Annotated in this window: 15 protein-coding genes and 1 pseudogene; 10 read left to right on the top strand and 6 right to left on the bottom strand. The window is 42.7% G+C overall.

Features of this window, described 5'->3' with window-relative positions:
• Window positions 1-338: 338 nt before the first annotated feature.
• The 4 genes from CAG58_RS06730 to CAG58_RS06715 all read left to right on the top strand — a co-directional run bounded on the left by CAG58_RS06730 (window position 339) and on the right by CAG58_RS06715 (window position 3832).
• Window positions 339-698, top strand: coding sequence for an NADH:ubiquinone oxidoreductase (locus CAG58_RS06730; RefSeq protein ID WP_154170879.1), 360 nt, complete (start codon window positions 339-341; stop codon window positions 696-698).
• Window positions 699-866: 168 nt separating this feature from the next.
• Complete coding sequence (locus CAG58_RS06725) at window positions 867-1871, top strand: response regulator (protein ID WP_154170880.1); 1005 nt, start codon at window positions 867-869, stop codon at window positions 1869-1871.
• Complete coding sequence (locus CAG58_RS06720) at window positions 1871-2314, top strand: diguanylate cyclase (protein WP_040905259.1); 444 nt, start codon at window positions 1871-1873, stop codon at window positions 2312-2314. The genes CAG58_RS06725 and CAG58_RS06720 overlap by 1 nt, the downstream gene beginning before the upstream one ends.
• Window positions 2315-2356: 42 nt before the next feature.
• Entirely contained in the window at window positions 2357-3832 is a 1476-nt protein-coding gene (locus CAG58_RS06715; RefSeq protein WP_161425067.1) for an NAD(P)H-hydrate dehydratase, read from the top strand.
• Here CAG58_RS06715 and CAG58_RS06710 read toward each other — a convergent pair.
• The gene (locus CAG58_RS06710; protein ID WP_161425066.1) at window positions 3822-4820 is read right to left on the bottom strand and encodes a 2-hydroxyacid dehydrogenase; all 999 of its coding nucleotides are present in this window, start codon (window positions 4818-4820) and stop codon (window positions 3822-3824) included. The genes CAG58_RS06715 and CAG58_RS06710 overlap by 11 nt on opposite strands.
• Window positions 4821-5374: 554 nt before the next feature.
• On the opposite strand from CAG58_RS06710, the gene CAG58_RS06705 reads away from it, so the two are divergent.
• A complete protein-coding gene (locus CAG58_RS06705) occupies window positions 5375-6418 on the top strand; it encodes a GMP reductase (RefSeq protein WP_161429826.1) in 1044 nt (347 codons plus the stop codon).
• Between the two features lie 596 nt (window positions 6419-7014).
• Here CAG58_RS06705 and CAG58_RS06700 read toward each other — a convergent pair.
• From CAG58_RS06700 to CAG58_RS06690, 3 genes are all read right to left on the bottom strand, one after another.
• A complete protein-coding gene (locus tag CAG58_RS06700; protein ID WP_161439717.1) occupies window positions 7015-7770 on the bottom strand; it encodes an HIRAN domain-containing protein in 756 nt (251 codons plus the stop codon).
• A 6-nt stretch (window positions 7771-7776) separates the two neighbouring features.
• Window positions 7777-8727 (bottom strand): HipA domain-containing protein, encoded by a 951-nt coding sequence (locus CAG58_RS06695; protein WP_161429802.1) that lies wholly within the window; start codon window positions 8725-8727, stop codon window positions 7777-7779.
• Window positions 8728-9081: 354 nt separating this feature from the next.
• Window positions 9082-11163 (bottom strand): TonB-dependent receptor, encoded by a 2082-nt coding sequence (locus CAG58_RS06690; RefSeq protein WP_161426293.1) that lies wholly within the window; start codon window positions 11161-11163, stop codon window positions 9082-9084.
• Window positions 11164-11343: 180 nt separating this feature from the next.
• Here CAG58_RS06690 and fes point away from each other — a divergent pair, with 180 nt between their 5' ends.
• Window positions 11344-12672: an enterochelin esterase gene (gene fes, locus CAG58_RS06685; protein ID WP_161426294.1), complete on the top strand. Its 1329-nt coding sequence runs from the start codon at window positions 11344-11346 to the stop codon at window positions 12670-12672.
• A gap of 2 nt (window positions 12673-12674) precedes the next feature.
• Window positions 12675-12794, top strand: coding sequence for an MbtH family NRPS accessory protein (locus CAG58_RS17150; protein ID WP_158145169.1), 120 nt, complete (start codon window positions 12675-12677; stop codon window positions 12792-12794).
• Here the strand turns inward: CAG58_RS17150 and CAG58_RS06675 are convergent.
• Window positions 12795-12922 (bottom strand): annotated as a pseudogene (locus CAG58_RS06675) (IS5/IS1182 family transposase); the annotation flags it as partial.
• 198 nt (window positions 12923-13120) lie between these two features.
• Here CAG58_RS06675 and CAG58_RS06670 point away from each other — a divergent pair.
• Entirely contained in the window at window positions 13121-13969 is an 849-nt protein-coding gene (locus tag CAG58_RS06670; RefSeq protein ID WP_161439716.1) for a TauD/TfdA dioxygenase family protein, read from the top strand.
• Entirely contained in the window at window positions 13954-15432 is a 1479-nt protein-coding gene (locus CAG58_RS06665) for an FAD-binding protein (RefSeq protein ID WP_161429801.1), read from the top strand. The genes CAG58_RS06670 and CAG58_RS06665 overlap by 16 nt, the downstream gene beginning before the upstream one ends.
• Window positions 15433-15585: 153 nt before the next feature.
• On the opposite strand, the gene CAG58_RS06660 is transcribed toward CAG58_RS06665, so the two are convergent.
• The gene (locus tag CAG58_RS06660) at window positions 15586-16476 is read right to left on the bottom strand and encodes a LysR family transcriptional regulator (protein WP_161425117.1); all 891 of its coding nucleotides are present in this window, start codon (window positions 16474-16476) and stop codon (window positions 15586-15588) included.
• 233 nt (window positions 16477-16709) lie between these two features.
• On the opposite strand from CAG58_RS06660, the gene CAG58_RS06655 reads away from it, so the two are divergent.
• Complete coding sequence (locus CAG58_RS06655) at window positions 16710-18536, top strand: L-tyrosine/L-tryptophan isonitrile synthase family protein (RefSeq protein ID WP_161439715.1); 1827 nt, start codon at window positions 16710-16712, stop codon at window positions 18534-18536.
• Window positions 18537-18600 lie beyond the last annotated feature (64 nt).

The following is an 18600-nucleotide window of genomic DNA, read 5'->3' as shown; positions in this document are numbered from 1 at the left end:
ATCTGTATCGTTGTCAATTGGAACTTGCGATGAATTGCAAGAGTTTTAATTATTTTTTGCTCTAGGTGTCATTTCTGTGTAATTGATCATGTACTCAGTTCACTTTTAGCTCCAGTATGGAGGAATCTTTGAGCGTTTATTACTTGTTAAAGAAAGGCTTGTTATCGCTATAGCGCGAAAATGGCTCTGTGAGCTAACCTCAAGAGTTCAATGATCAACCTTGTCTTTTATTATGCAAAGGCGTACATAATAAAGCGTTAATATGAGGTGTGGGTCGAGGTGAGTAGAACGGCCTCATTTTAGCGGCATATTTCCTCCTTTCACTAAGGTAGGCCACGATGAAAATATTAATCATTGCTGCGGTCTCTTTATTCGTCGCTATTCTCGCCTCCGCCGAGCACTTTCCTTCGTTATTACTTGGTTCTCTTACTGCTATCACGGCCGTCGCCGGGTGTTATGGTTTGGCGTTTAGTCGCGCACGATTTCCCGAACAAGGATTACTGCTGCTTTTTTGCGGTTTACTATTTAAGTTTGCGATCACCATTATTGGTGTCGTTTGGGGGATGGCGATGGGTTGGATGACTTCTCCTGCGATCTTTGCACTCTCGTATTTAATTTTCTCTATCGCGGCGACGTCATTAGGCTTTTATCTTCGCTCCCGTCAACGGGCCGCTCCTTCGCCAATGACTAAATCGTGATGTTAAGCTTACGGATAGCTTGGCTATATGACTTAACCGTATCGAGTAACGTCATCAAATGGTTTTTAAAAAGTGCCATTTATCAATAATTAAATCACGATAACCTAGTACGCTGATTCGATTTGGGTATACACTTTTAATTAATAAAAGCTAACAATAGGTGGTGGTATGTCTTACCCAGTGTTGATCTGCGATGATTCTGCATTAGCCCGAAAACAAATGGCTCGTTCTTTACCCGCTTCGTTGAATGCAGACATCACCTTTGCTGTACATGGTGTTGATGCATTGGAGCAGCTTGATAAGCACTCGTTTAAGTTAATGTTCTTAGATTTAACCATGCCAGAGTTAGATGGTTTTGAAACGCTTGAAGCGATGCGAGCGCGTGGTGATCAGACTCCCGTGGTGGTGGTCTCTGGTGATATCCAACCCAAAGCCAAAGAGCGAGTGATGGCGCTCGGTGCTCGCGCATTTATTCAAAAACCTATTGATAAAACGATCTTAAACGATGTTCTGCGTGAGCTGGTTGAGCCGCCGACGCAGCCGCGTATTGTCACGCCAGTTTCAATTGATCTGCCTATCTTACGGCGTCGTGATGTTTACATGGAAGTGGCTAACGTATCGATTGGTCAAGCGGCCGACGCGTTGGCACGGCATTTTGATGTGTTTGTTGAGTTACCTTTACCTAATATCAATATCTTAGAAGTCAGTGAACTGCATATGGCTTTGCGTGATCTGGCCGATAATGTTCAGGTTTCTGGTGTTTGTCAGGGCTTTAGTGGTGAAGGGATTGCTGGAGAGGCTTTAGTGTTACTCAGTGACTCCAGTGTCGCGGATTTAAAAAAATTAATGAAAGTCCCAGTGGACAGCGAAGAGTTGGAAGAGCTTGAATTATTAATGGACGTTTCGAATATTTTGGTCGGCTCATTTCTTAATGGGCTCGGTCAACAATCGGAAGTGCGCTTTTTTCAAAGCTCGCCCGTCTTACTTGGTCAACATATTTCGATAGACTCGGTGATTCAATCAACCGCAGGTTCATTTACCAAAACCATGACTTTTGAGGTCAGCTATAATATTGAAGGCACCTCAATTCGTTGTGATCTGCTGTTTATGTTTGTCGATGAGTCGTTGCCGTTGCTCGATAATAAACTGGCTTATCTAATGGAGGATTTTTAATGCTTTCTCTCCCTGCTGAATTTGAGCAATTCCACTGGATGGTGGACATGGTCCAGAACGTTGATATGGGATTAATCGTCTTAAATCGAGACTACGAAGTACAGGTATGGAATGGGTTTATGACCCATCACAGTGGTAAGCATGGTCATGATGTGATTGGCAAATCTATCTTTACTATTTTTCCTGAAATCCCGTCAGACTGGTTTAAATTAAAAACCAAGCCCGTTTATGATTTAGGCTGTCGCAGTTTCATCACTTGGCAGCAGCGCCCTTATCTCTTCAAGTGTCGTAATGTCCGGCCCATTACCCAACAAGCGGATTTTATGTACCAAAATATCACTCTTAACCCGATGCGTACGCCGACAGGAAAAATCAATTCTCTTTTTCTGTCTATTCAAGATGCGACCACCGAGGCGTTGGCCTCTTTACAATCTCGACAGTAAGTTAACGCGATGTGTCTTATCTAGTGTTGTAGGAAAATTATCATGCCTTTGCCCAGACTTTTTTATACCCCACAGCAAGTCAAACAAGGTGAACAGTTAGCCGCTAAGGCGCAAGGTTTAGAAATGTTTCGGTTGATGGAGCGTGCTGGCCAAGCGGTATTTACCATTGCTTTAGCTCAGTATCCGGCTTCTCATCACTGGTTAGTGTGTTGTGGCAGCGGCAATAATGGTGGCGATGGTTATATTGTTGCACGACTGGCTCAATCGGTGGGTATTCAAGTCACGGTATGGCAGTTCGGCGATCCTGAATGTTTACGTGATGATGCGCGAAAAGCTTATTATCACTGGTTAGATAGTGGCGGAGAAGTTTTTCCTTGTAGCGATACTATTCCAGATCATATCGATGTGATTATTGATGGATTACTAGGCATTGGTATTAAGGGAGCCGTTCGTCCTAAATTGCAAGCGGTGATCGAGACGATTAATGACCATTCAGCCCCTGTCGTTGCGATTGATGTGCCATCGGGGTTATGCGCTTTGACAGGATGTGCGCTTGGTTGTGCTATTTATGCGCAGCATACGGTGAGTTTTGTCGGCTTAAAACAAGGTTTAGTGACAGGCAAAGCGAGGGATTATGTTGGCCATCTGCATTTTGCAGGGTTAGGCATCGAAGAAGCTTTTAATGCGCAAAATAGCCCTACGCTGAAAGCGATCGATGTCAAGTCACCTCAACGTTACTTACAGCCCAGATCAAGGACTGCTCATAAAGGTTTGCATGGTAAGGCGCTCTTTATTGGTGGTAATAGTGGTATGGGTGGCGCCGCCATTTTAGCGGTGCAGGCATGTGTGCGAACGGGAAGTGGTCTGAACGCAGCCTTGGTTCACCCCGGAAATACCACAGCGATGTTGGTCAGTTGCCCTGAGGTGATGGTCGCCAGTTGGTCGGATCCCAGTTTGCTTGAACAACGTTTAGCATGGTGCAGCGTGGTTGCCATTGGTCCTGGTTTAGGACGAGATGAAAAAGCGCAACAGCTCATCAGAGAAGTTCAAAGCCTCAATAAGCCGAAAATAATGGATGCGGATGCGTTGTTTTTTCTTGCTCAATCCGCCTGTTTCGATCAGCAGCGAATTATCACGCCTCACCCGGCAGAGGCCGCAAGAATGCTCGCGACCGATGTTGAAACTATCGAGACCGATCGCTTTCAGGCCGCACGCGCCTTACAGCAAAAATACGGCGGCGTAGTGGTATTAAAAGGCGCTGGTACCTTAGTCTATGATGGCGAAAGCCTATATGTATGCTTGGCGGGTAATCCCGGCATGGCGAGTGGTGGAATGGGGGATGTGTTGACTGGGGTGATAGCTTCCCTACTTGCGCAAGGACTCTCTTTGTTTGATGCGGCTAAAGTAGGGGTTTTGATCCACAGTCAAGCGGCGGACCAAAACGCCCATGAGCATGGCGAAAGAGGGCTCATCGCGAGCGATCTCATTCCCCATTTACGCCGTTTAGTTAATCGTTGATCAACTCATTGCCGGATAGCTTACCTTGGCTAAATACTAGAATATTATTTAACGTGGTTTGCGCGATGTTATTTAACGCATCTTCGGTCAAGAAAGCTTGGTGTCCGGTAAAGAGTACATTGTGGCATGATGATAGACGGCGGAACACATCATCAACAATCACATCATTAGACTTGTCTTGGAAGAACAGATCTTTCTCATTGTCATACACATCTAAGCCTAATGAGCCTATACGACCACGTTTCAACGCTTCAATCGCCGCCGCAGAATCAAGCAGTTCTCCACGACTGGTGTTGATGATCATCATTTTGTCTTTCATCTGATCAAACGCTTGCTCATTGAGCAGATGATAATTTTCTTTCGACATGGGGCAGTGCAACGTGATCACATCACTATTGGCGTATAGCTCAGGCAGCTCAACGTATTTTGCCCCTAATTCAAGCGCCGCTGGATTTTGATAAGGGTCGTAGCAAAGCACCGTCATGCCAAGTCCTTTTAAAATCCGCATGGTGGCAACCCCAATTTTCCCCGTACCGATCACTCCAACGGTTTTACCATAAAAGTTAAAGCCGACTAAACCTTCTAAAGAGAAGTTGGCTTCACGAGTACGTTGGTAGGCTTTATGAAAACGACGGTTAAGGCACATCATTAAGCCCACGGTATGCTCAGCCACGGCTTCCGGTGAATAGGCAGGGACCCGCACTACCTGTAAACCTAATTGTTTCGCTGCTGCCAAATCAACTTTATCAAAACCGGCGCAGCGCATGGCAATTAAACGAGTGCCACCTTGATAAAGTGTTTGCAGCACTTCTGCATCCAATTCATCATTTACAAAAGCGCAAACAACTCGGCAATCTTTAGCCATTTGTGCGGTCTTTTGGGTTAAACGGAAATCATGAAAATGAAAGGTGAGCTGCTGAGGGTCAATAAATCGGTTGAAAGAGAGTTCATCGTAGTTTTTCGCGCTAAAAAAAGCGACATTGATCATGGTGCTGTCTCCTCAAATAAGATCAGGCGAGTCAAAATAGTACGCACTAATGAGTATCATTGTTCTCGGTATAAACCTAATCGTAATAAAAATAAACCCCATTTTTTCTCTGGGATAGAGTGGTTCAGCCAGTGTTTCAGTCACATTCATCTCAAGAAACCGTTGTCGCAACCGTTTGCAAACGAGGTCTGCCATCACACTTTTACTAAAGATCAGACATAAAACGCCGCAAGTGGGTTTTGTTGCCCAAAGCGTTAAATAAAATACATTCAGAAGAGTTAGTGTTAACTTGTTGATTTAACGTGATTAATGAACTTTGTTTGCGTGAGAGAGGGTGTCGTTAGATAAAGGATATGAAATCTTCGCTAGCGTAACACAAAAAAAAGTGAAATATCAGACTTGCCGGAAAGAAATCACGCCCTATAATGCTGAAAACCGGAGCGTCTGCCAACGCTCCGGTTTTTTTGTGTCCGAAACATACTCAGGTCTGCCAACTTGGGTATGCCGCACCCTTGCGCTAAGGCACAAACAGTGAATTAACTAAGGAAATAACCATGCGTATCGAACAAGAACTTAAGTTAGGTTTTAAAGATGTCCTGTTTCGCCCGAAACGTTCTACTCTCAAAAGTCGTTCTCAAGTTAACTTAACCCGCGATTTTACCTTCAAGCATAGTGGCCGTCAATGGTCTGGCGTGCCTGTGATTGCCGCCAACATGGACTCGGTAGGCAGTTTCGCGATGGCGAAAGCTCTCGCTGAACATGGGGTCATGACCGCGATTCATAAGCACTACACAGTGCAAGATTGGGCTGACTTTGTGCAAACAGCGAATGGTGAAACCTTAAATAAGGTGATGGTTTCTACCGGCACTTCACCGCAAGATTTCCAGAAAACTCAAGATATTATGGCATTATCGGATGATCTGCTGTTTATCTGTATTGATATTGCTAACGGCTATTCAGAGCATTTGGTCGATTACGTACAGCAAGTGCGTGCTGCCTTCCCTGATAAAGTGATTTCAGCGGGTAACGTAGTGACAGGGGATATGTGTGAAGAGCTGATTCTCGCTGGCGCGGATGTTGTTAAAGTTGGTATTGGTCCAGGTTCGGTTTGTACCACACGGGTGAAAACGGGTGTGGGTTACCCTCAGCTCTCGGCGATCATTGAGTGTGCCGATGCTGCCCATGGTTTAGGCGGTCGTATCATCGGTGACGGTGGCTGCGCTTGTCCGGGCGATGTGGCGAAAGCCTTTGGCGGCGGCGCTGATTTTGTCATGCTAGGCGGTATGTTAGCCGGTCATGAAGAAGCGGGCGGTGAGCTGGTGGTGAAAGACGGCGAAACCTTTATGAAGTTCTACGGCATGTCGTCAAAGAGCGCGATGGAGAAGCACTCTGGCGGCGTAGCAGGTTACCGCGCTGCGGAAGGTAAAACCGTATTATTGCCATACCGCGGAAGTGTGCACGGCACCATTCAAGACATCCTCGGCGGCGTGCGATCAACTTGCACTTATGTCGGCGCGGCGGAGCTTCGCGAGCTCACTAAGCGTACGACTTTTATCCGCGTGTTGGAGCAAGAGAACAATGTTTTCGGGCGTGAGTAAGTCTTGAATTGATCGGAAAAACCGAATAAAAAGAGTCGTATTTCACGGCTCTTTTTTTACTATAAATTCATTGAGTGGCGATGAAGTGGCGGCAAGGCGCTAAAAATTTTTGTGGCGACAACCCAAGTTTTTTACAAATTAGCGAGTGGGTTTCGTGTTATCGCGTCAGATAAATGGTCTGGGGCAAAATTATTAAAGGTCAACTTTCAGACTTCTTAGTGCCTATATCGGAAGAAAGTGATAAGCACACTGGGAAGGAATACATATTCTGGGGCCCATAAACAATTTGGACATAGATAAGAATTGTATTTTGTGGTTAAACTATGATAACTATAGAACTGAACCTAGTATCATTCTTAGACCTGAGTTAAAAGATCAGCTTCTTAGAAACTTTAAGATTAAAGATGTTGGTGATCTCGACGGCTCGGATGTGATAATTGTTGGTCATGTTGGAATCTCCCCCAATAATAAAGTTATTATTTCAACTGGCTTCTCGAAGTATTTGTCATTCCGTAAGATGAATATTATATAATTAAAAAACCCTCTAAGAAGAGGGTTTGCTTAAGCATATACAACTGCACTAAATGAAACTTTTGTCAGTCTTGTATATGAACTTCTTCTTGGCATTTGTAAGCCAAATAGTCCTCAGACATTTGAGGTAAAAATCCTGCTGGCCAAGTTGTTACAAACTCACAAAGCAACTTATATGGAGCAGGAGCATCCATATTAACTTTGGATACTGTTAGAACATAGTTTTTAAGGTTCGGATCTTTCATTAGAGTTCTAATGTCTGAATTAAAGTATTTAGGGCAATAGCCAACTTTAATTTGTTCTTCATCAGAAGTACTTGCAAATACAGCATTACAGTCATGTTCATTGCAGTCTTCAAAATGAAATCTCAACTCATCTCCGCTCTCTAACCGCGAGATCCTCTCAATGCTACTATCTGATAAATACCTAATACCATTGATAAAAAACTTAATTTTATAGTTTTTTTTATCCGTTAGTTGTGGCTGCGCGATGATTCGAAATTGATCTGTCTGTCGAGCTCCACCAGTAATTCCTAGTAGTTCCAACTCATCATATGACTCGGTATCCATGTCTGACCACTCCAGTACTTTCTTAAACTCTGGTCGACTCTTAGGTAGAATTCTATTTCTAAAAAACGCAAACAATTCTCTTGAAGTGTAAATCTTTGAGCGGTCTTGCATTCTAGGAAATGGTAAAAAACGTGGGTGATTTGACCCCAGAGTATAATTTAGGCGATACAGTTTTTCGGTTCTAGTCAGTTTAGCAACAGGATGCCACATCCCATCTTGAAGATCTTTCCAAATAACAAATACACTTTTCATTATAATTCAACTTGTTAGAGCTAAAGCTAGGTTTGGCTTTAGGTCGATAATTCTTTTTTTGTTACTCTCAATAATAGCAATACAAAATTGCTTTGCAGTTTCACTAATTACAGAGTGGGGTATTCGTGAAACAATACTATTTACTTGATTAAATTCAAGATTTTCCAATCGTTCGATCCACTCTATGGCTGCTTTGGGTGATAATTTAGCGAACTCAGTAAAAGCTTCAATAGTTTTCAATCGCGTACCTTTCAGATAAAAATGAGACCTGCTCTTTTTTACATATTGCTCTACAGATTGGTTTGCTTGTTGTGGGTAGAGTCTTCTCTTTCGATTGTCATCAGATTCATTTCGCCCAAGACTAGCTGCATGGTCAAAAGTTGGTGCAAGTGTCATTTTTCCTTCATGGTTGACGACTAAAGCCCAGTTTTCGTTGTGCCTATCTTGATTCGAAATGAGGCAATCAAACATCAGATACCCGATAAATACATCTAGAGCTGATTTTATCGAGATTGTATTCTCCCAAGTTCTGGGGGGCTTTACCACAACTTTTTCCATCACGAGGGCGACTCGAGAAACTTCTTGAGATTTTTGCCCAGTTTTCGGTTCCAGCTTTTGGCTTTGCTCTACTCTTTCCAATAAATGGTTACCAAAGTAGAGTTTATCTCCTTTTTCACTAAAATTGAGACTTCGTGTTCCCATTTCTCCATTATGTGACGCTAAATCGTATTGAGCATGAGGTATTCCAAGTGTTTCTGCTAACTCACAAGATATTTTTTCCGCCCAGTCTTCACCACATCTGATGACAGGATCACCATTATTATCTTCAGTATGCGTTGATTTGAATAGATATTGCTTCTTATCTGAAGGGTCTGTGTACCAGAATTTAGACTTTGTTCCCATATCTTCAAAGTCATCAAAGTTCTGATCATGAACTTCGAAAATCGGATATTCCAAAAGATAGTTTCCTTAAAATACAATTTGCAATACGTTAAATAATAATTGCTAGCGGCTCTTGGTTAACTCATATGTTAACTATAGCTAACCTGTATTTTCCTCTTAGCCGTTGATTATATCAACTCCAACTAAGTGACCTAATTCACCGTACCACTACAGTTCACTATATGCCAATGTTTTCTGGAAGCTTACGCTGCTAATTCTAAGCTGAATTAGTCATATACATGATATGACATCTCATAGTTTCCTACCTACAATGCTAAGTTGTTTGGGTATACAACCACTTAAATAATAAACGTCCGATAATTATCGGACGTTTATGTGTTGGTTTTGCAAGGTAATCAATAGCGTCTTTTAGAATTTATAGTCAGCGATGATACCGAATGTGCGTGGTCCGCCAACTTCGATCAGGTCATTCTTGTGACGTAACACATAATCCTCGTTGGTCGCATTTTTAACATAAGCACGAACGGTTAAGTTATTTATGTTGTAACCAGCATTGACGTTAAGCACCGTGTAGTCACCAGCTGAAGTACTTTCAGTGTTGGCTAAGTTAGTATAATAGTCTGAAACATAGTTAACTCTTGCGCCAAAGAATAAGCCTGAGTCAAAGTTTTGTGTAAAGCCTAAGCCTGCAGAAAGGTCAGGGGCATAGCTAAACTCTTTGCCAGTGAGATCGACGGTTGTTCCGCTAGGCCCTTGGGTGACTTCTGTTTTCAGTAAGCCAACAAAGGCAAAAACATCTAACCCAGAATCAAACCAGTACGTCGTTTCAACTTCAGCACCATAAGTTTTACCTTTAGGGATATTCGCTACGTAATTATCGAATCGGCTACCGCTGTCTCCATAGACAACGGTATGGTAATTACGGTAATCGTTGTAAAAGATATTTGCCGTTAAACCAAGCCGGTTCTCTAGGAAAGTGGAACGTGAACTGAGTTCGTAGGTCCAGACTTTTTCTGGTTTAAATACAAAGAGATTCTCTTGGCCTTCGTTGTAGCCTATACCACCTGCATTGTAGCCTTTACGAGCGGTTAAACCTAAGTTCCAAGTATCAGAGGCCTCGTAAGTTAAGCCAACTTTAGGTAGCAAGATACCGTTGTTTTCTTTTTCTTTGAAGTCGAGAGGCAACCTTGCATGGTCAAAATCACGATCAAGCTTGTCATGCTCGTAGCGAGCACCCAGTAACAGTCCCCATTGAGAGGCAATCTTGATTTTGGAATCAAAGTAAATGGAATGGGTTTGGACTTTATCAAGACGTTTTAGTGAATCTGTTTGTGTGTTTTGATCTTTAAAATAACTGCTGAGCCCGAAAATCGCATTATATTTTTCGTCTAAAGAATTATAAGCCAGTTTAGCTTCTACAGTATAATTCTCCTCGTCCACATCACCCCACCAATCCGTTGAAGGATAGGCTTTAAACTTGGTTGAGTAATCTCGCCTTGCCAGTAGGAAATCGGCTTTAAGTTCTTCATTGATGAGATAACCGACATCAAGATTAACGTTCCAGCTTTTAGTTTCTTGACGACGAGTACCGCTGGCATCGGTGTATTCCAACTTACCACCATCTTTATCGACAAGGTTTGTATATTGGCCTTCTTCATTACGGCTGGCGACCGTGAGTTTCGCGGTGAGTTTATCGGTTCCAAAAGGTTGATATAGCAGTTTACCACGGACGTTATGAGACTTTATTTCTGAAGGATCCCAAGGGTATTGATCATTGTTTGGCAATGAATAATCGATTGGCGTATTGCCCGTTGTCCCTTCAGCGGCAATACGGAAGGCAAGTTTATCTTCGACGATTGGGGCAGAGACAACACCAGCTAAGTGGTATTTGTTGTCCTCATTTTCGTAGCCAACTCGGAACTTACTTTCTGTGTAAAACGTGGGGTCTTGGGTTTTGATGACTACGGCACCACCGATACTGTTACGCCCTTGATTCGTTGATTGAGGGCCTTTGTATACTTCGACCTGCTCTGTATCCCACAGCCCAGCCTTACCGAAAGCCTCACCTGTCCAAGATTCAGATACTCCATCAACAGTGGTATTCACCCGAGGTGTGGCTCCGGTCATGAATGAGATGAATCCATCTCCAGCGCCACCTCGTCCATCAACGCCACGAATGTGTGGCATTCCTGATGGAGCGTTAAGCACGTTAGGGACTCTATCCAGTAAATCGTAGTAAGTTCGGTCTTCGCCATTATCCGCTTCTGCAGTAAAAATAGTCACCGAACTGGTATTCTGCGCCAGCGTGCCGCCCAACTTTTCACCAAGAACAACAATCGTTTCTGAGGCTCGAACATTATTCGCTTCTTGCTGTTCTTGAGCGTAAACGACCGAACTGGCGCTGCCTAGGCAAATCAGGCCAATCATCGTAGAAAGAGTACTCCTTGTATAGCGAGGGGTATTGCCACTGTTTAAGTCCATAAGCTTCATATTAAGAAATCCTTTAAAAATAGGGAAAATGTTTGATGTTGTAACCGTTTTTATGTAAAAGATTATTGCGGATGGTTATGTTAATGATAATTGTTAGTATTTGCAATTATTGGTGGTGTGAATTTATTTCGCTGGCTTGTTTTTTATGAATAAGAGAGTGGTTGATGAATAGGAATAGTCATGTTGTTTGAAGAACCCAATGCACACAGCAACCCAAATCTTCATCAGGTTTGTCGATGGCTTTCTCGCGATGGTTGCAATATTGGCGATAACAGGTGGTGGCAACAAATGGCGTTTGAAGGGATGCCGATAGTGATGAATGCTGAGGATGAATACGCTGATGTGATCTTTATTTGGCGAGAACCGAGAGGTTCAGATATCCGAGAAGTGTACATTGATATTAATGGTGTCACTGACCATCACAGTTTTACTATGGCCAAGCTTTCTCAGATAGAAGGTACGGACGTGTGGTTTTATATCGCTGCTATTAAGCACACTTGGCGCGGTGGTTATTCTTTTATTCCAGTCCCTCATCAACTATGTCAGCCAAGTTATGTTGGCAGTTATCAAGAGAAAAGGGCTCAGCACCGTGAATGGTTAAAAAAACTATTTCCGTTGAGTTGTCGTGATGAGCTTGGCAGAAATCGATTGGATCATTGCCTGTGGGGAGTGAGCAAAACACCGCTGCATATGCCTAATGCTCCGTCGCAAATATATTGGCAAATTTTTGATCAGAATGGCGGTAACCGTACCATTAAGTCGAGTTTCTCCCTCAACTGGCAGAGTAGGATACTGAATAACAGCCGCAGTGTATGGCTGTATTCCACCACACGCGATACGCAGAAAACATTGCCTGTCGTTTTTATTCTTGATGGCCGTTTTTGGTCTGAATCGCTACCGATATACGACGCATTGTCATGTGCGACTCAGCAAGGCGTATTACCAGAAGCCCTATATGTGTTGATTGATGAAGTGGATGGCCACCAGCGAAGTGAAGAACTCAGTTGTAATCCGCTGTTTTGGCAAGCACTGATACAAGAACTATTCCCTTTAATTTCGGGTTATTTCACCATTAGTCAAGACCCCGAGCAAACCGTGGTCGTCGGTCAGAGTCTCGGTGGTTTGGCTGCTATGTTCGCTGCATTGAATTGGCCTGAGCGTTTTGGATCGGTCGTGTGTCAGTCTGGATCATTTTGGTGGCCAGATTTTTCTCTGGTTAAACCGCCTAGTGACTATGTACCACCTGAGTCACCGCATCTTCTTAGTGACATGAGCCGACAGATACATCAAGGGTTGGGGCGTCACTGCTGTTTGAACATTTTTATCGAAGTAGGAAGTGGCGAAGACATCATGGTCGATCTTAGCTTAGATCTATACCACCAACTCGCTGCTCAACGACACAATCTTCAATACCGAGTCTTTGATGGCGGGCATGAACGTCTATGTTGGCGTGGTGGCATCATCGATGGACTCTCTTACCTTTTTTCATTACCGCCGAAACGGAGTTAGACATGTCTGAACAATACGTTAATCCTTTTGATAATACTGAAAATCAGTTCACCGTCTTGATTAATCATCATGGTCAATACAGTTTGTGGCCTGAATTTAAGCCTACGCCATCAGTCCCTTGAGCGTATCTTGATGAACCCTAACTGACTTTGATAATGCGAAACAGGTGTTCTACCTTTGCTCGGATGCTGGTTTTTAGGTATTCGATTTTGAGCATTGTCTTGTTCTTACGAGGATGCTTTTTCGGTGCCCCTATGATCTTACATCTGGAACTTATTCGCTTCTTCCCTAAACATTTACCTATGTAAGTTTTGTTTCAGCTCTCATTTAGGCGATTGTTCCTTGATCAGTAACGATGGGTTCTATTTTGGCTGTCTAGTCAATACGATACAGAAGGCGAATAATCTGACGGAGAAGTATTGACTAACCCAGTATGGAGACCGTTGAAATGCCTTATAAAATAACGTCACTCGACCCTTTTGGGGTTATGGTTGAAGCGCAACACTCTTCTACCCATGTTGTTGAGCTTGATATATCGAGCTTACGCCATCTGTTTGAGCGTCATCAGCTCGTGCTCTTACGGGGCTTTACGGTTTTTGAACAGGCTGAAGATTTTGCTGATTATTGTGAGCAATGGGGAGAAGTGAGCATATGGCCGTTTGGCCGAGTACTTGAGCTGATTCAAAAAGAGCAGCCCGAAGATCATATTTTCGACAGCAGTTACATGCCGATGCATTGGGATGGTATGTATCGTCCGCAAGTACCAGAATACCAGATTTTCCAATGTGTCGAAGCTCCCTTACCCGGTAATGGTGGACGGACAACGTTTTGTCATACCATGCTTGCCTTAGACAATGCTTCGGAGCAGGAGCGATCATTATGGCGGAAAGCGACGGGACACTATCAACGTAAAATGGAGTTTTATCACAGTAAAACGGTTTCTCCGATCGTGATGCCTCATCCATATAAAGGCTATGACGTCATTCGTTATAACGAACCCCATGTGGTCGACAATGGTGATTTATTGAATCCCCCAGATGTCACGTTATCGGGCATTTCAGATAGTGAAGCGATGGCGTGCCATCAAAGTTTACGCCGCGCTTTGTATGACCCACGCAACTTCTATACACATGAGTGGCAGTCAGGAGACATTGTTATTACTGATAACTTCTCTTTATTGCATGGCCGCGAGGCTTTCACATCACATACCCCACGGCATATTCGTCGTGTGCAGGTTTTAAGCAATCCGCCTTACCATAACCCTAGTTTGGAGTCGTACGAATGTCCGCAAGAGTAGTTGATATTGTTATTATTGGTGCAGGTCCGGTTGGTTTAATGAGCGCTTACTTAGCGCAGCGATGTGGATTGAGTACGGTTATCATTGATAAATCGTCAGAGCCATTACAGGTTGGTCGTGCTGATGCGCTTAATGCGAGAACGTTACAATTATTAGAAATTGTCGATCTGTTTGAGCCGCTGTATCCACTGGGTAAGCCTTGTAATACCAGTTCCGTATGGGCAGATGGGCAATTTATTTCCCGTCAATCTTCATGGTGGGAAGCGTTGGAAGGCTGCTTACATCCGCATTTTTTGATGCTTGGTCAGTCTTATCTTGAGCAGCTACTGGACGATAAACTTACTTCATTGAATGCCCCTGTATGGCGTCAAACATCGGTGAAGGATATTGTCATTCATCCAGAGAAGTGTCTGACCGAGCTAACCAATGGCGAGATCATTGAGTCGCGTTTTGTGATTGGTGCCGATGGCGCTCAGTCGTTTGTTCGCCAGAGGTTCACTATTCCCTTCCAGATAGTGCGTCCGGAAATTATTTGGGCTGTGATTGATGGAGTTATTGATAGTGACTTCCCCAAAGTCCCGGAAATTATTGTCTTTCAAGCGGAGACTTCGGATGTCGCGTGGATTCCTCGTGAAGGTGACATCGACCGTTTTTATGTCCGAATGGATACGCATGACTTTACCGTAGAGCAAGTGATCGAAAAAATTAATCGTGCCATGGCACCACATCAATTAAGGTTTAAAAAGAGAGTGTGGTTCTCTCAATTTGCGGTCAAAGAGTCCGTTGCTGAGCGTTATGACATAGAAAATCGCCTCTTTTTAGCCGGAGATGCTTGTCATGTTCATTCTGTCAATGGCGGGCAAGGTTTGAATACCGGATTAGCCGATGCGTTTAATTTGATCTGGAAACTGAACATGGTCCTAAAAGGTCATACGAATGAGTCACTGTTAACCAGCTATCAAGAGGAGCGTCAACCCGTTGCCCAGAGTGTAATTGCCAGCTCGGGTGAGTTAGTGCGCTCGACCAAATTTTCTGCAACGAATACTCATGCGCAAGATTACGTGAAAATAGTCGAGAAGCGTTCGGGCAATATTACCGGAATGGGCATTCGTTATGGTGAACAAGGATTAGTCGGTACGCGGATATTTGATTTTGTATTCAATACGCCAACGCAAAAAACTCGGCTTTATTCATTGCTGGATTATTGTCAATGGACATTATTGATCGCAAGTGATACCGATTATGAGTTGAATTTGCCAGAGTTTATTAAGGTGATTCGAATTGGCTCGCGGGCAGAATATGCTCCTTATTGGACAAGTCAAAATCCGTACACTGACCAAGCGTTATTAATACGTCCAGATGGCTACATTTATTCAATCCATAATTTGCTTGATTTGAATGCGTGGTTAGCAACCAGTATCGAGGCAATATCGAATGGTTTATTCGTGCAACCTGAGCTTTAAGCGGTGAGGACGATGATCGTCCTCACCAAAAGACAGTTGATGGTGGCGCAAATGATTTGCTTATTTCTTTGCCACTCATCGACTATCTAAACGCCAGTGATGTTACCGACGACTCATTTTATGAGGAAAAATAGTCGGGTTATTTATTCTCCATCATACTTTGAGTGATGCTATCAAATAATCAATAAAGCACCGTACACGAGGCGGAATATTTTTGCGACTTGGGTAGAGAATATTCATTGTTGTGCTGACTTGGTAAAAATCGGGAAATAACCGAATGAGCGATGGGCCGGGGATTTTATCAATTAAAAAATGAGCGATAGGGCCAACCCCTAATCCATTTTGAATCATTGCCATAACACCCAGCGGCGCATTACTGGTGTGCTTAGGTTGTAATTTTATTTGCTGCTCCTGCCCATTATGGTTAGTTAATGTAAGAATATTATTCGGTAAATTTAGCCGAGAGAGGTAAACCCAGTCGTGATCTTGTAAATCGTCTAGGCAAGTGATCGGCTTGGCGTTATTGAGATAATCTTGGCTGGCGTAAATACCTAATTCAAAAGGAGCAATCACTCGGCCTACCATCGACGATGACGTCAACTCGCCAATTCTAATCACTAAATCGAGGTTAGATTCGACCATATCTTGCAGACCATCATCTAAGCAAAGATCAAAATTGACATGTGGATACTGTTGATAAAATTCATTTAATAATGGATTGATCAGAAAGGTTCCAACGTCAATCGTCGTTCCAATACGAATTGTTCCTGATATCTCTGACGCTAAATGATTCACCGCCCCCAGCGCTTGATCGGCGATATTCAGTAAGCCACGGCTGTATTGATAAAAAGTGCTTCCCTCGGTGGTCAAACTAATTTTTCTGGTTGTTCGATGAAGTAGCCGCACATTGAGTTTTTTTTCTAATAGAGTGACTTGTTCACTGACCTTGGATTTCCCCATGCCGAGTGACTCTCCCGCTAATGTGAAGGAACCACATTCGACCACTTTATTAAATATGGCAATACGTTTTAATTCATTAAGCATTACTGTTCCCTTATTGGTAACTTTGGGTTCTATTTTTGTCATCTAGTCAAACTGCGTTGTCATCATAAATAATGACACAGTCGATTAGAGAGAATTTGAATGCTTTGGTTTCGGTTTAATAATAATTAAATTATTAACCCCCACCTTCATGGGAGCGGTTCCATTTTATGGGTTGACAATAACCTAAATTGTCATCGTTTATTCAGAATTATGAAAATAATTAAGGGCTGATTATGCTTGATGTTTACCGAGAAACAGAGATAGATAAAATTACGTTTATTTTACTTGACCAAATTATTGCGCAATGTGATGCATCGTATCAAGGGATTGCTACACTAAAACAGCAACTGCGTGATTCGATAAGAGAACAGAAAAAAATAAAATTACTATTACCTGCATTCCCATGTAAAACCAATAATTTAGATAAAGTAATCAGCCATGAGCCTGATATGGGTGAATATCTAGTGTTAAGACGCTTTTTACAGTGTCTTCGTGATATTGAAGCGGTTTATTCTCCGGGGGGCGTCTTATATATTTTTTCAGACTACCATACATTCTCAGATTATATTGCCGTTGATTTGTCTCATCATTATGCGTATTCTGATGGACTAAAAGAAATGCTTGTCAATATGCATTCTGAAGATTTAATAAAAATAATTAATTTTGAAGATTTTAAAGAGTTTGAGAATCTTTGTGATGCCGAGTATTTTTCTGGATTACGTAATATGTTTTCAGAGCCAGGCTACGCTGAAAATTTCACTGAGTTAAAACTTAGGAATAATAAAATGAATCAAACCTATCTAGGTTTGAAAAAATTCATGAATCAAGATCAAAAATATGTATTGTCAACGCTTTCTTACAAAGAGCGTCGTCTTCGTTTAGCTGAAATTGCTAAAGGAATGATGATACAAGGGAAAGCTCTAGATAACTTTCTAAAACAAAAGTTTTCCGATTCGATTCGTTTGAGTATTCATGAGCATCCAATGAATGGAAAAAAGTATTCGTTATATTTATTTGCAGAGCGACAATTTAAAACACCTTGGCATAGCACAGTACTTTTTGATGCAAGCCAAGGTAAAATCATGATTGATACTAAAGAAAATCATCTCAAGCGTACAGGCGTTATTTTACCTATTTTCTATAAGGGTAAAACATGGTGTTATTTACAATTAACTTGCGTTGATCAATCTATGAGCCACGTTGTCAGCCAAATTCGAGCAGAGTTACATCATGAAAAAGCAGGTTTACGTTTAATCAGTCCTACACCTTCTTTATCGGCGTCTGTCTTGAACATTAATGAATTGAGCCAACTGGTTAAAGAGTTTGGTTCGGTGTTATTGCATGGTTTTGCGCCTTTTCATCATCCAGATGATTTTTCGACTTGGTATCTGCAACATCGTTCTGCTGTCATTTGGGGTAATGATAGCGTTGTTGAAAAATTGTCCGGTGAGGCGCTACAGCAATCTATTGGTTGGCAATTCGCCACTTTATCCGATGCGATGGCTAATGGAACTTATCGATACGATTACGAAGATATTACTCCTCATGAATATGCTCTGTATTGCGCTTGTTCAGAAACGCCTGTCCATATGACTACGATAGATGCTGGATTAGCGCCACTAACCTTACGTGGTCAAGAACGTGAGCAACTACGAAAGAGCACGTTATATCCAATAAAGCATCACCAAGACTACGCGAAGCAGGAATTACCACCATTGATTCGTTATTGCCAAGTATCTCGGCAAGATATTTTGCGTTGGCAGGGTCACTCATGTGGTCAAAATTCAACAATACGCTTACCGCAAGTGGATGGGCGATCAAGTGGGGAGCCGATTGAACAGCGTCTTGACCATTTATGCACAGAGCCGTCTCTTTGCTTTGAAAATACTTTGGTGGCAGGGGATATTCTTTTCGTAAATAACTTAACGACACTGCAAGCGAGCTATTCGTTATCACCGAGCAATCAATGTTGGCGTATTCAATTGCAGCCACCATCGATCAACTCACCATGGCAGCCACACAATCGTATGGTACAAAAGGCCGTCAGTGAAGTAGTGTGAAGATACATTGATGTCCTGATAAAAGGCACAACAGCTAATCACGCTGGGTGCCTTTTCTGATTTG

The sequence above is a fragment of the Vibrio sp. V31_P5A7T61 genome (assembly GCF_009904895.1).
Classification (GTDB): Bacteria; Pseudomonadota; Gammaproteobacteria; order Enterobacterales; family Vibrionaceae; genus Vibrio; species Vibrio metschnikovii.
Note: the sequence above shows the minus strand (reverse complement) of the source record. Positions and strands in the feature narration are given on the sequence as shown.

What these genes read in the sequence shown, in the direction of transcription:
- CAG58_RS06730 (WP_154170879.1), top strand. Translation starts at nt 339, where the DNA reads ATGAAAATATTAATCATTGCTGCGGTCTCTTTATTCGTCGCTATTCTC.
- CAG58_RS06725 (WP_154170880.1), top strand. Translation starts at nt 867, where the DNA reads ATGTCTTACCCAGTGTTGATCTGCGATGATTCTGCATTAGCCCGAAAA.
- CAG58_RS06720 (WP_040905259.1), top strand. Translation starts at nt 1,871, where the DNA reads ATGCTTTCTCTCCCTGCTGAATTTGAGCAATTCCACTGGATGGTGGAC.
- CAG58_RS06715 (WP_161425067.1), top strand. Translation starts at nt 2,357, where the DNA reads ATGCCTTTGCCCAGACTTTTTTATACCCCACAGCAAGTCAAACAAGGT.
- CAG58_RS06710 (WP_161425066.1), bottom strand. Translation starts at nt 4,820, where the DNA reads ATGATCAATGTCGCTTTTTTTAGCGCGAAAAACTACGATGAACTCTCT.
- CAG58_RS06705 (WP_161429826.1), top strand. Translation starts at nt 5,375, where the DNA reads ATGCGTATCGAACAAGAACTTAAGTTAGGTTTTAAAGATGTCCTGTTT.
- CAG58_RS06700 (WP_161439717.1), bottom strand. Translation starts at nt 7,770, where the DNA reads ATGAAAAGTGTATTTGTTATTTGGAAAGATCTTCAAGATGGGATGTGG.
- CAG58_RS06690 (WP_161426293.1), bottom strand. Translation starts at nt 11,163, where the DNA reads ATGAAGCTTATGGACTTAAACAGTGGCAATACCCCTCGCTATACAAGG.
- fes (WP_161426294.1), top strand. Translation starts at nt 11,344, where the DNA reads ATGTTGTTTGAAGAACCCAATGCACACAGCAACCCAAATCTTCATCAG.
- CAG58_RS17150 (WP_158145169.1), top strand. Translation starts at nt 12,675, where the DNA reads ATGTCTGAACAATACGTTAATCCTTTTGATAATACTGAAAATCAGTTC.
- CAG58_RS06670 (WP_161439716.1), top strand. Translation starts at nt 13,121, where the DNA reads ATGCCTTATAAAATAACGTCACTCGACCCTTTTGGGGTTATGGTTGAA.
- CAG58_RS06665 (WP_161429801.1), top strand. Translation starts at nt 13,954, where the DNA reads ATGTCCGCAAGAGTAGTTGATATTGTTATTATTGGTGCAGGTCCGGTT.
- CAG58_RS06660 (WP_161425117.1), bottom strand. Translation starts at nt 16,476, where the DNA reads ATGCTTAATGAATTAAAACGTATTGCCATATTTAATAAAGTGGTCGAA.
- CAG58_RS06655 (WP_161439715.1), top strand. Translation starts at nt 16,710, where the DNA reads ATGCTTGATGTTTACCGAGAAACAGAGATAGATAAAATTACGTTTATT.